12 protein-coding genes and 1 pseudogene are annotated in these 12,466 nt (G+C 36.0%); 7 read left to right on the forward strand and 6 right to left on the reverse strand.

Translation table 11 applies throughout. The features are described 5' to 3' along the window. Positions 1-11 precede the first annotated feature (11 nt). The 3 genes from guaD to FJQ98_RS07545 form a co-directional block, all read right to left on the reverse strand. Entirely contained in the window at positions 12-1,379 is a 1,368-nt protein-coding gene (gene guaD / locus FJQ98_RS07535; protein WP_201406665.1) for a guanine deaminase, read from the reverse strand. A 535-nt stretch (positions 1,380-1,914) separates the two neighbouring features. After that, entirely contained in the window at positions 1,915-2,301 is a 387-nt protein-coding gene (locus FJQ98_RS07540) for a DUF5071 domain-containing protein (RefSeq protein ID WP_053594465.1), read from the reverse strand. 856 nt (positions 2,302-3,157) lie between these two features. Then, positions 3,158-4,048, reverse strand: a complete 891-nt coding sequence (locus FJQ98_RS07545; protein ID WP_053594466.1) for a LysR family transcriptional regulator — start codon at positions 4,046-4,048, stop codon at positions 3,158-3,160. 118 nt (positions 4,049-4,166) lie between these two features. On the opposite strand from FJQ98_RS07545, the gene FJQ98_RS07550 reads away from it, so the two are divergent. From FJQ98_RS07550 to FJQ98_RS07570, 5 genes and pseudogenes are all read left to right on the forward strand, one after another. Beyond that, complete coding sequence (locus FJQ98_RS07550; protein WP_053594467.1) at positions 4,167-5,369, forward strand: YbfB/YjiJ family MFS transporter; 1,203 nt, start codon at positions 4,167-4,169, stop codon at positions 5,367-5,369. Positions 5,370-5,555: 186 nt separating this feature from the next. Then, positions 5,556-6,316 (forward strand): annotated as a pseudogene (locus FJQ98_RS07555) (class I SAM-dependent methyltransferase). A gap of 13 nt (positions 6,317-6,329) precedes the next feature. Further along, entirely contained in the window at positions 6,330-6,563 is a 234-nt protein-coding gene (locus FJQ98_RS07560) for a DUF6886 family protein (protein ID WP_241774548.1), read from the forward strand. Positions 6,564-6,676: 113 nt separating this feature from the next. Further along, entirely contained in the window at positions 6,677-8,182 is a 1,506-nt protein-coding gene (locus FJQ98_RS07565; RefSeq protein WP_201406666.1) for a hypothetical protein, read from the forward strand. A 219-nt stretch (positions 8,183-8,401) separates the two neighbouring features. Continuing rightward, positions 8,402-8,686 (forward strand): DUF6886 family protein, encoded by a 285-nt coding sequence (locus FJQ98_RS07570; RefSeq protein ID WP_343069290.1) that lies wholly within the window; start codon positions 8,402-8,404, stop codon positions 8,684-8,686. 51 nt (positions 8,687-8,737) lie between these two features. Here FJQ98_RS07570 and FJQ98_RS07575 read toward each other — a convergent pair whose 3' ends face one another. From FJQ98_RS07575 to madL, 3 genes are all read right to left on the reverse strand, one after another. Next, positions 8,738-9,223 (reverse strand): NUDIX hydrolase, encoded by a 486-nt coding sequence (locus tag FJQ98_RS07575; protein ID WP_053594468.1) that lies wholly within the window; start codon positions 9,221-9,223, stop codon positions 8,738-8,740. A 252-nt stretch (positions 9,224-9,475) separates the two neighbouring features. Next, entirely contained in the window at positions 9,476-10,237 is a 762-nt protein-coding gene (madM, locus tag FJQ98_RS07580) for a malonate transporter subunit MadM (RefSeq protein WP_053594469.1), read from the reverse strand. Further along, positions 10,230-10,631: a malonate transporter subunit MadL gene (madL, locus tag FJQ98_RS07585; protein WP_053594470.1), complete on the reverse strand. Its 402-nt coding sequence runs from the start codon at positions 10,629-10,631 to the stop codon at positions 10,230-10,232. The genes madM and madL overlap by 8 nt, the downstream gene beginning before the upstream one ends. Positions 10,632-10,858: 227 nt before the next feature. On the opposite strand from madL, the gene FJQ98_RS07590 reads away from it, so the two are divergent. Together FJQ98_RS07590 and FJQ98_RS07595 are read left to right on the forward strand one after the other, a co-directional pair. After that, positions 10,859-11,509, forward strand: coding sequence for a GntR family transcriptional regulator (locus FJQ98_RS07590; protein ID WP_053594471.1), 651 nt, complete (start codon positions 10,859-10,861; stop codon positions 11,507-11,509). Positions 11,510-11,515: 6 nt separating this feature from the next. Then, positions 11,516-12,439, forward strand: coding sequence for an ACP S-malonyltransferase (locus tag FJQ98_RS07595; RefSeq protein WP_343069256.1), 924 nt, complete (start codon positions 11,516-11,518; stop codon positions 12,437-12,439). Positions 12,440-12,466 lie beyond the last annotated feature (27 nt).

The raw sequence follows: 12,466 nt of genomic DNA on the forward strand, positions 1-12,466 counted from the left end.
CAAGAGACTATTTATGCTCTAGCGTGAACTTTATTTCCTTGTACCCAAACTTCACGGATATTTTCAGGGCGCACAAGATACATAATTTTTGGAAAAATATCCTGTAAATCTTCCTTGTGATCAAAAATAGGAAGTTTTGCAGAAGGTATGTTAGTATCGATGATTTGTACATCCCACGTGTAGTTTTCCTGTAATCGACCAATTGGTAGGCTCAAGCTTTCTCCGCCACCTGCTGTTGCTAAATAAAATGCTTCATTAATCGTAATACGTGAATTTGGGACACCACGTTTTTCAGCAGGAATAGATGTATCCACACCGTCTTCTAGCATTCTAGATGACATGACTGCTTGTCTAGCATTATCGAATAGGCTTGGTGAGAAACCACCAGAAATATCTGACCCTAATCCGATATCAACGCCTTTTGCATGGAAGCGAGCAATTGGAATGACACTATTTGCAAAATAAGCATTGGAAATTGGACAATGACCAATCGCAGTGCCTGTTTCAGCAAATAGCTGTGCATCGTCATCGTCTAAGAAATTACAATGTGCCATCACAGATTTATCGCCTAATAGTCCAAAATCATGTAGGGCAAAGGCATCATTTTTCTTAAATCGTTCCTTTACGTAGCCATGCTCCCAATCGCTTTCACTACAATGTGACTGGATATGTGTATCGTATTTAGCAGCTAATTCTCCCAAGCCTTTTAGTGCACCGTCTGTACAGCTTGGAATAAAGCGTGGTGTTACAACTGGATAAACACCCTGTTTCGTTGATTTGGCTAATTCCTTCACAGCTACAATAAATTCTTCTGTATCTTTTAGTGCAGTCTGAGTATTTGCATCTCGATAATAGTCTGGATTTTGCTCAGGATCATCCATCACAACTTTCCCGACTAGACCTCGTTGACCTTTTTCAGCACAAATTTTCGCTAATAGCAGGCTTGCTTCTTTATGGACAGTGGCAAAATAGAGTGATGTAGTCGTTCCATTTGCAAGAAGAGTGCTTACTAAATCTTCATAGACCTCTTGTGCAAACTCTAAATCGGAGAATTTGGATTCGATAGGGAAGGTGTATGTGTTTAGCCAGTCATAAAGTGGAATATCTAATGCAGTTCCAGCTTGTGCCCATTGCGGTGCATGTACATGCAAATCGACAAAGCCTGGTAAGAAATATTGTCCATCGGCTAATTGATGGAAAATTTCTTGATGTTGATATGTAGTTAGTAGATTTTGATAGTCTGCATGCTCAGGAGCTGCTGTTTTTTCAATCATCCCGTCAGCATTAATGAAGAATAAATAATCCTTTAAAATTTGTACTTTAGAAGGAGACTTACTTGAAAAAGCTGTCCCTTTGAAAATTAACGTATATTCAGTCATAAAAACCACCTTAATGTTCGTGTATTAATGAATGCATGGATTATTATAGGTCATTAAAACTGATTCGTCTACAAAAAAACGAATATTAATAGTTTTGTTTCAGGATTTTTAAACGGAGTTCACTATTTTTTTACAGCTTTTACAAGCATTAAGATGAATCCTCGCCAAAAGTGGGATGACATTTGTCAAACCTATACTAATATAGTTGATTGGAGTGGAGATTGGGCGACTCCTTGGGGATCAGCAATAAAGAAACGAAGGCTAAAACCATCACATCCTGTGATAACGCCTTCGTGACCAACTTCGTGCTGTTGCCGCTGACGCTTCGCTTTCGCGCAAAAAACATCTGTCGGCCCGAGATCATGGAGCTCTAGCGAAGCTGTCACTTTTGAAAAAAGATTGATTAAAATTTGCTGGCAATCCTCAGTTTCCTGATTAAATAAAACCTCGTATTTTGAAAATACGAGGTTTTATCTGTTTGTCTCTATTCATTTTTATAATAAAGATTGATTATTCTGGAACGCTAAAGCACCTTTTAGATTATTTCCAAAATCTCTTTTGCGATTTCATCAAGTTCTTCTGCGAGTTCATTATGTGTAGGTGTTTCAGCCACTCTTGTTAAATACTCTCTAAACTGAACTCTGGACTCTATCGGTAATTTTATAACTAAAAAGTGTAAAATAAACCACTTCCAGTTATCATCATCTGAAGATAAAACATCTTGCACATGTGGGACAATTTCTTCTGGAAAAGTTAAAAGTAATCCTAATACGCTTGGTGCCACAGGCCAATTCATATCTTGAATCCATTCGAGGAGGTTAGGCAGTATAGGCAATATTTTATCTCTATCCATTTTTTTAATCATTTCTACTCTATCATTATCAAATTTATGTCTTGGTAAAAGATCTTCAAAGTTTTCCATATGCATCCCTCCCTTAGATTTTTATACACGGCAATCTATTTATTATATCCATCTTTATTAAACTAATCTGCTCGTTAGTTCAATAAAAAAAGAGCTGCATATGCAACTCAATGTTCTTCAAGTAAAGCCCTCGTTAGCCATCCATGTAGCGCAAAAATCAGCACTTCACCACAGAAAATGAAAGATTATTACGTTCTTTCATGGGAGTTTAATAATTTCTACCCAAAATTTCTATCCAAAAACAGAAGCATATAACTAACTGCACAAAGATAAATTGCAACTTGAGTTATGATATAAATCGAAAACTCAAATGAAGTTAATCTTCTTTCTCTCCTAATTTTCTTAAAGTGCCTATAGTAATAGAATGAACATAGGAGTAATATTATTGCTGATATTTGGAATGTATTTTCCAATAGACTAACCAAAAAATCATCTCCTCACATTAATAATATTTTTTCATTTAACTCTTCTGTTCCTAGTTCAATAAATATATAAGTTCTCCTGAGAATAGACAAATCCTTCTTCAACTATTCTACGTCGTTAGTTTAAGTACATTTCTTCACAATTTTTATAGTGACATAAATATCTATCCAATAAAAAATCATCTCTCAACTAAGAGCTCTCTAGAGGGAAGATGATTTTAATCAACCTTTATTAAAAATTATCGAACTTTGTTATAAATTTTCAGAAGCGGTCATCGGGCACCCCAGGAAAGCACCAGGTCGGAACGGAAATCAATCCCATGGTGATGAGACTATGAGATATAGTAGATTACAATTTTTTGTAAATAAAAAAACTACACAACAATTCGTTATTGCACAAATTTTGTGTAGTTCAAACTTTTGAAAAGTATTTGTTATGAAATTGAGTCATTGATGATGTTAATAAAAGTATTAAAGGTCGAAGAGGTATTTTGTTCATTTTTTCTTGTACAAAGATAAATAGGACGCTGAATATCGATGTCTTTTATAAAAACTCGCGCTACTTGCTGTCGTTGAATAAAGCTAGAAGCCGCTATGGATGGAGCTAGCATCGTACCATACCCAGCTGCAATGGCGTAAATGGATTCATTGATACCGTCCAATTGTAGTCCTACTCTTGGTGGTGGAATTTTATGAACTTTACATAAAGCATTTAAATATTCTTTTGTAGAGCTACCATCTTCTCGTGAAACAAATGGCTGCTGCATTAATTCCGTTAATGACACTTTCTGATCTGCCAGCGGATGACCAAATGGGACGATAAACCAATAATCGAGATTCATGAGAAATTGATAATTAATATCTGGATGATGACCATCCTCTTTTACGATAAAAGCCATATCAACCTTATAGTGAAGTAATTCTTCAATAACTTGCTGGGAATTAGCCGTTTTAATGTGGATATTAGTTGTTGGATAGGCTTGTTTATACTTTGCGAGCCATTTCGGTAATAAGAAATGGGATGGAACATGGGTAGAAGCTATTTGTAATTCTTCATTACCTGTATTTTTTAATTGCTCTAGTTTGTTTTCAATATCCAATTCTAAATCGAATAATCGCTGAGCCTGTTTAAATAAAAACTCGCCATTTTGTGTTAAAGCAATTCCTCTACCTTTCGATTCTAAAAGAGTCAAGCCTAGTTCTTTTTCTAAATTTCTAATTTGAATGGTAACGGCAGGTTGACTAATCATTAGAGCTTGCGCTGCCTTTGAAACACTTTTAAGCTCAGCAACTTTTGTGAATAATCTAAGCGCATGTAAATTCATTATGTATCCCACCTCTTATAAAAATTTTTTATCCTTTTATATAAATTATATATTAGATTTATTAATTTTCACTCTGTATCCTTTTAATTACAAGAAGATTTTTAGGGGTGGGGACAAGATGAATCGACAGCACATCGGAATTTTATTTGGTGGGGTGCTATTACTTGTAGTGGCTATGGGGATTAGCCGGTTTGCATTCACGCCAATTTTGCCATTTATGCGTCATGATGTCGGATTTTCGTTTGAAGTTGCAGGATTTTTGGCATCGAGTAATTATATTGGCTATTTCATCGGTGCATTGTGGGCAGGATTTATCAATCGCCAAAAGAAGAACTTTTTATTGTTAAGTGTTGTCTTGAATGTCCTTTCTGTTGTTCTTATGGGAATCATTGAAATATATAGTGTTTGGCTTGTGCTTCGTCTGATTGCAGGCATTACAGGGGGACTTATTTTTGTATTAACATGTAGTATTGTTATGGATTATTTAGCAAAGCATTCCCTTACAAAATGGTCTGGCTATTTATTTGGCGGTATTGGATTAGGAATTGCTATTTCAGGTTTATTAGTCCCTGTAATTGAAGTACGTTTTGCTTGGCAAGGTACATGGATTGGCTTAGGGATATTATCTGCTGTTTTTTTAGTGGTGACATATATACTTTGGAGAGATTTGCATGTACAAGATAGTGTGAAAACTGCTAAATCCTCTGATGCGAAAATGACAAAGGGCTTTATGCCATGGCTAATTGTTGCATATGGTTTTGAGGGGTTAGGCTATATTATTACAGGTACTTTTTTAGTAGATATCATTCACAATATTCCTTCACTACAAGCATACTCTTCATATAGCTGGGTCATTGTTGGGGTAGCGGCGATCCCGTCAGCACCTGTTTGGACTGTATTATTAGAAAAATTCTCTGCCATCAAAATTTTGTTTTTCGCATATATATTACAAGTAATAGGCATCTTGTTACCAGTATTTTCACAAACAGTATGGAGCGTATTATTATCGTCATTTTTATTCGGCTTAACATTTGTAGGAATTGTGACGTTAACGACCTCCTATGCACGTCAGCTATTCCCAACACAAAGCGGTCCAGTAGTATCATTGTTAACAACGTTTTATGCATTTGGACAAATTATCGGACCAATTATCGCGGGTCAGCTTGTGGCGGTTTATAGTAGCTACAAGGCAGCGCTTGTATTTGCAGGAGTCATTGTATTTTTTGCATTGATTGTCATGTTATGTGGAAGATGGATCACTGTTAAACGACAGGCCACTGTAGACAATGCTTTACCTATCAAAACTCAATCTAGCCCTTAAAATAAGAAAAGCCAGAAATCCGATTGGGAATTTCTGGCTTATATTTTTACTAAAGATGGCGTGCCTCAATCTAAATGATATAAAAAAATAAAATAAAAGTCTATAACTTTTTGGGTGTATATGAAAAAATAGTAATGTGCACAAGGGACGTAACGTTACGATTCTATACAGAGATGAGGGAATTGTATGGCAAGAACAGTACCGACAGAAGAAGCGATTAAACGCTGGGATCAACATGCAGAAAGGTTTACAGCAAACTACGATGAACATGGTGGCATACACCGTGAAGTATTATTAAATCCAGCCATTTTTCATTATTAGAAGAGGTGAAAGGAAAAAGGTTACTAGATGCAGGCTGCGGAGAAGGCTATTTAAGTAGAATACTTGCTCAAAAAGGGGCTATTGTAACAGCAGTTGATTATTCAGAAAAGATGCTAGAAATTGCTAGAGAAAGAACATATGAGGAAGTTCCTATACAATATAAACATGGAAATTGCGAAAAACTAGATTTTTTATCAGATGAACAGTTCGATTGTATTGTTTCCAATATGGTCCTTCAAGATCTAGAGGATTATAAGGCAGCTTTGAGTGAAATGTATCGTCTTTTAAAACCTAATAGTACTTTCATCTTTTCTATTCTTCACCCGTGCTTTGTTACGCCGAATAGTGGATGGATAAGAAATGAACGGCTTGATCAACAGTATTGGAAGGTTCAGCGTTATTTTTATGAAGGGGTATATGATCAAAAGCTTCCGCTAGATTCCGATGAAAAAATTGTATTTTATCACCGAACATTAGCGAGCTATATGAAAGCAATTATTCAAACAGGCTTTTCTATAGAGGACGTTATCGAACCGATGCCTTCAAAAGAGATGCTAATAAAGTATCCACAATTCGAGGAAGATTTGCATTGTGCAGATTTTATCGTATTTAAATTAAGAACATAAAGGAGGGGAGCATGTGCGTATATTTCATGTGAGTGAGGAAAGCGATATTACCGTATTCCATCCCCGATTACCTGATCGACTAGATTTAGATCCAGAAAAAGGTCTAGTATGGGCAATTAACGATACATGTTTGCCGAATTTTTTAACACCTAGAAATTGTCCGAGAGTGTGCTACCATATTGGTGTCGATACAACTGAACAGGATAAACGAGCCTATATAGCATCGGCATCATGTTCACAGAAGTGAGCTTCAGGAAGCCCCCTTCTTCAGAGGTGGGAGGAATGAAGTGCTTTTTCTTTATAGAACATATGTTTATATTGTATATTGTGAATAATCGAAAAACAAAGGGGTGGCGGGTAATGACGAAATGGAAGAAAGATTGTTTTATTATAGAACTCAAGTTACTTATAGATACATGGCAAAAGGATCTCCTATTAAAACGTTTTGAAATTGCTCGTACACTCTATAATACAACTTTGTCTTATGCAGTAAAACAATATACTTTCATGCAAGATTCAAAACACTATCGAAAACAATTACGTTGTTACCAAAAAGCGAAAAAAACGAATGATTCAAAAGAATTGAAGCAGATCGCAAAAGAATTAGATAACATTCGTCAATCTTTTGGATTAAGTGAATATCAACTGCATGCGTATATTAAAAAGCATCAACATAACTATAAAAAACATATAGACAGCAATACTTCTCAGAAAATCGCCTCTACTGTCTGGAAAGCGGTTCAAGATGTTCTATTTAAAGGGAGTAAAGCACACTTTAAACGGTACGAAATGCTTCATTCTGTAGAAGGGAAATCTAATAAAGCAGGCATTCGATTTAAAGAAAATATTGTCTATTGGAATGGATTAACCCTTCCTGTTCGTATTCGTAAACAAGATTTGTTTGTAAAAGAATCCCTTGCCCTTCATACCATTAAATACTGTCGTCTAGTCAAAAAAGTGATTCGTGGAAAACATATTTTTTACGTACAACTTGTGATGGATGGGATTCCTCCTGCAAAGAAAATTCCATCAACAGGAGCCTTTCGGCATTCCTATCAAAAACAAAAACGAGTAGGTATTGACATGGGTCCTTCTACTGTTGCGATTGTTTCAGAAGAAACAGTTTTCATCCAACAACTTGCTCCAGAAGTACCTTTATTGGAGAAACAAAAAAGACGTTTATTACGCAAGTTGGATAGAAGTCGTAGAAGTACCAATCCTACCAATTTTAAAAAGGATGGGACTATAAAACATGGCGTCAAACTCCGTTGGACATATAGTAAAAACTATCAAAAAAAAAAAGAACAAGTAAAAGAATTATATAGAAAGAAAGCTTCCTACATCAAAGAAAAACATGGTGCGTTAGCAAATAAAATCTTGTCTCTTGGCGATGAGGTGTACATCGAAACCATGCATTTTAAAGGATTGGCAAAACGCGCAAAAGAAACCAAAACAACTATACAGGGCAAAATCCAATCTAAAAAGCGTTTTGGAAAAAGCATTGGGAATCATGCCCCAGCCATGCTAGTGGAAATCATCCATCAAAAATTAAGTTACACAAAGCAAACGATACAGAAAGTAAATACGATAACCTTTAGAGCCAGTCAGTATAACCATATGACGGATCGTTATGAAAAGAAAAAACTCCATCAACGTTGGAGTCAAATTGGAAGTCATCTCGTACAACGAGATTTATATAGTGCGTTTTTACTGATGAATAGTGATACAAATTTACAGCAACCTAATCAAGACTTATGCAATAAAACGTTTACTACCTTTTTAGAGTTACACAATCAACATATAGAAGACTTGAAACAAGTAAAGAAAACATTCCCTCTTAGCATGGGTATCCAACAAATCAAGTGAGGGGTATTCCTCCGTAGGTAGAGCTACCTGCCTTCGTTAAAACTTATTGCCAACACAACATCGGTTGTGTAAATAAGAAAGTCTTATGGAACAGAGGATAAATCAAAGATGTTGTACACAGGACATGGCAACACCATCTGTGGAGAGCTTTGTAACGCTTCTCTTAAGTATATAAGAACCCCACTGCTTTAGCTGTGGGAGTAGTCAGATGTTGTTGTAATTGAAAGCAAGTGGTTAGAGACGATGAAAAATACGAAACTTTACTTATATGAGTTTGATAGTAATGGATTTACGCTACAAGATAAAAATGCTGGTTATTATACGAGTGAAACAACACAATATCCTATTGCTAAATTTGAAGTTGAAAATTTATTTGAAGAGATGTTTGAACGTAATGTTGAATTACGGGTAGTCGATAGCCTGTGGAACATCTATGATGAAATTCAAAAAACAACCTTGAATTGGTCGATGTGCAGAATGCGATTTGCACTACCAAGAAAATAATTAACAAAGCCTCGTAAACGCTACTATCGCGTGTACGAGGTCTTGTTTTACTTAGATAGTAACAGTTTGTACGAAGGGGGTACTCGTAATGTCAATCAATTCACTATCTTTATATGTAAATATATATTCATAGTTGGTTGTTTCATCCAGCATTTTCGGTAAGTAATATTTTAAATCTGCTATTCCTACATTTTTAGGATGGAAAATCCACGATAGATCTTTCCAATCTAAAATGCCTTCTGTGACTTTAATCGGTGTCACATAATGATAGGACTCTGGCAATTCAGCAATAAAAGCATACATACAGCCAAAGTCGGTCATTCCATCCGTCCATGTTATCTTTCCTTTGAATGTAATATCGTTCAGTACGATACCTGTTTCTTCCTTAATTTCTCGTAATGCACCTGCTAGTGGAGTTTCATTTTTCTCAATCTTTCCGCCAACCCCATTCCAAGCCCCCATCCATTCTGGAAAATCCCTATTTAGCAATAATATTTGGTCACCCTTTTTAAGAAAACAAATTGTAAATTTAACCAAGTCTTTTTCCTCCTTTTTAAATGGCAAAGCGAAAATCCAAGTATTTGAATTTGGCGGATTCCAGCCAGTACACTGACTCCATTTATCCGCTTTTCAAACTAATTCATATTTACCTTTATCGATAAATTCTTGTGTTTTTCAGCATGAGTTTATACAGAGCGTTAATTTTTACTCTAGTTAAAAGAAATGTAGATAAAAAAATAGTAGCACAAACCAGTCAAAAGGTTGTGCTACTTATAATAAAAAACGGTTTTAAAAAATCATATCAGTTAATATAAAAAGAAGTGTCGGCGCAAGTAAGCAACCTAAGCCCGTGTAAAATGTTGCCGTAACAGCACCATATGGAACAAGTTTTGGGTCTGTTGCCGCTAATCCTCCTGCTACACCTGAAGTAGTTCCCATAAGACCACCATATACCATGGCAGTTACAGGGTTATTCAAGCCGATATACTTCGCGACAAAAGGTGTACCAACCATCACTATTACAGACTTTACCAAACCTGCAGCAATACTAATAGCAATGACTTCAGAGCTAGCACCTAATGCTGCGCCTGTGACAGGACCTACGATATACGTAACTGTGCCCGCTCCAATTGTTGCTATACTTACGGCATCCTTGTAGCCAAAAGCAACTGCAAAAATAACACCGACTACAAAAGATAATACTACACCAATAAATAAGGAAAGGATGCCCCGAAGTCCTGCTTTTTTTATATCATCAAAGTTCGCCCCAAATGAGGTAGCGACAATAGCGAAATCACGAAGCATACTACCACCTAAAAAGCCTATACCCGCAAGAAAGCTAACATCTGAAAGCCCTTTCGATCCTCCAGTTGTAACGCCACCAATATAAGCTAAAATTAAACCAAGCACAATAGCGATAGCAGAGCCGTGAATAAGTCCCTTTGTTAATTTATTTGAGATTAAATAAGCTATCCACATAGTAATACCAACAATAACAAACGCTGTTACGAAACCATTATTTTCTAAGATATTCGTGATGATATCAGGCATCTACTTCGCCTCCAACTATTGAATTATTTGTTTGTACCATCGGCTTTTGCTTTCCGCTGAGTAATGGAACACAAATCCAACTTATAATGACAACAGCAATTCCTGCAATAATGGCTAATGGCCCACCTGTTAATGCACCTAGTACATTTTGGCTCGCTGCCATTGCAATCACGACCGGAATGTACATAGCGTTCCAAAAGCTTAAACCATCCTGAGCAGGTTTACTAATTTTCCCTGCTTTCACTAACTTATCGACCACAATAATTAGAAGTAGCATTGCCACTCCAACTCCGCCTACATTAGAGTCTATCCCCATTAGAGCTCCAATAAATTCACCGACAATCATTCCTACTAAATAACACCCCGCTAAAATAGCAACTCCATAGATGACCATTTTTCTCCTACACCCCTTTATGAAATAGTTGTGACCTAATATTTAAAATATTCGGTCGACTGTATTCTGAGATTATCATAATTTATCGAAAACAATAAATCAACTAGAAAAATAGTATAAAGTAGAAAATATACGCTTTTGTGATTGAAATCAATATCTGTATGTAGTATTATTTTGGTATACAGTCGACCATGTAGTTATATTTTTTAGTTAAGGGAAGTGGTTTTATGGAGTACTTTACAAATTTATTGGATAATGCCTTATCTAGAACAGTGGCACAAAAAATTATGGAGCAAATTTTAAATGGCGAATTGAAGCCAGGAGATCAAATTGTAGAGAGTACATATGCTGAAATGTTTAACACGAGCCGATCTCCTATTCGTGAAGCAATTTACTTACTCTCGACAGAAGGCCTTATTGAGCGAGTTCCTCGTAAGGGAGCATTTATCAAAGGTTACACACTTGCTGAGGTACAGGATTTACTAGATGTAAGGAATAGCTTAGAAATACTAGCAGCTCAGAGAATTAAAGAACCGCAAAAAAAGAAAACAATGCTTAATGACATGAAAAAAATAGTTAGAGACATGGAAAAGTGTTCAAATCAAATGGAATATACTCATTTAAACTATGCATTTCACTTTACACTCATTAAATTTAGTGAAAGTACAGTCATAGAAAGTGTTTATAGCAAAATCAGTCTACCGTTATTACGTATACAAGGTATTCATTTTTCTATCAATGACACCATGGAGAAATCTCGAAAAGAGCATCGTCGAATTTATGAGCTTTTAAAGGACAACCAATTGGATGAATTAATTTCTATTTTAAGAAAACATACAGAAGATGTTATTTTCAATGTGCGTAGACAAATTCTGTAAGGAGTGATGATTTTGCGGACTGCATTTTTATTTCCAGGTCAAGGTTCACAGTTTGAAGGGATGTTAGATTTCCTTCCAAATGAGCCTTGCGTGAAATATTTACTAGAACAAAGTAGTGATATTTTACAACAAACGGTTTCTTCATTGCACAGTAAAGAAGCGCTCGCAACAACTAAGGCTGTTCAACAATGTTTATTAATTTCCTCAGTAGCAACATACAAATTATTTGAGATTGAGGGGCTAATTCCTTCATTTGTTGCTGGACATTCGGTTGGAGCTTTTGGCGCTGCAGTAGCTGCTTGTGTATTAACGTTTGAAGAAGCATTGAGGTTAGTAACGTTACGGGGAGAATTAATGGAGCAAATTTGTAGTGACGGGTTTGGGATGGGGGTTGTCCTTGGTATGAATGAGCACGAACTTTTAGAGGTTACTGAACAATTTTTTCATGTGCATGACCCTGTTTATGTTTCGAATCGAAATGCCCCGTTTCAAATCACAATTTCTGGTTCGTTAAAGGGTTTAGAAAAGGTTATTAGTTATGTGAGTGCTCATGGAGCTAAATCTGCAAGTTTATTAAACGTCTCGACCCCTTCACATTGTCCGCTTTTTCAAGATGTTAGTAATCAAATGCTGGATGCTCTAAACAAAATTGAGTTAAAAAGACCGAAAATTCCGATTTCTAGCAACTTAAATGCACGTTTGTTGAAAACTACAGAGGCTATTAAAAGGGATTTGGCAGAAAGTATTTGTCATCCTGTTCGATGGCATGATGCTACAAGTGTTTTATATGAAAATGGTGCTAGGTTATTTATTGAAATGCCACCTGGTGACGTCTTAACAAAGTTAGCTACAAGTGCGTTTCAGGATGTTAGATCAATGTCCGTCAGCAAAAACGGAATCGAGGACTGTCTTTTTTTATTACAAAATTAACGTATAAACGTACAAGGGGTGTATGGA

Origin of the sequence: Lysinibacillus agricola (assembly GCF_016638705.1) — a bacterium.
Classification (GTDB): domain Bacteria; phylum Bacillota; class Bacilli; order Bacillales_A; family Planococcaceae; genus Lysinibacillus; species Lysinibacillus agricola.

Bases quoted from the DNA above. Each gene is read 5' to 3' on its own strand.
- madL (WP_053594470.1), bottom strand. From the start codon at position 10,631: ATGGTCATCTATGGAGTTGCTATTTTAGCGGGGTGTTATTTAGTAGGA.
- FJQ98_RS07545 (WP_053594466.1), bottom strand. From the start codon at position 4,048: ATGAATTTACATGCGCTTAGATTATTCACAAAAGTTGCTGAGCTTAAA.
- FJQ98_RS07540 (WP_053594465.1), bottom strand. From the start codon at position 2,301: ATGGAAAACTTTGAAGATCTTTTACCAAGACATAAATTTGATAATGAT.
- FJQ98_RS07595 (WP_343069256.1), top strand. From the start codon at position 11,516: ATGATTTTGCGGACTGCATTTTTATTTCCAGGTCAAGGTTCACAGTTT.
- FJQ98_RS07550 (WP_053594467.1), top strand. From the start codon at position 4,167: ATGAATCGACAGCACATCGGAATTTTATTTGGTGGGGTGCTATTACTT.
- FJQ98_RS07565 (WP_201406666.1), top strand. From the start codon at position 6,677: ATGACGAAATGGAAGAAAGATTGTTTTATTATAGAACTCAAGTTACTT.
- guaD (WP_201406665.1), bottom strand. From the start codon at position 1,379: ATGACTGAATATACGTTAATTTTCAAAGGGACAGCTTTTTCAAGTAAG.
- madM (WP_053594469.1), bottom strand. From the start codon at position 10,237: ATGCCTGATATCATCACGAATATCTTAGAAAATAATGGTTTCGTAACA.
- FJQ98_RS07590 (WP_053594471.1), top strand. From the start codon at position 10,859: ATGGAGTACTTTACAAATTTATTGGATAATGCCTTATCTAGAACAGTG.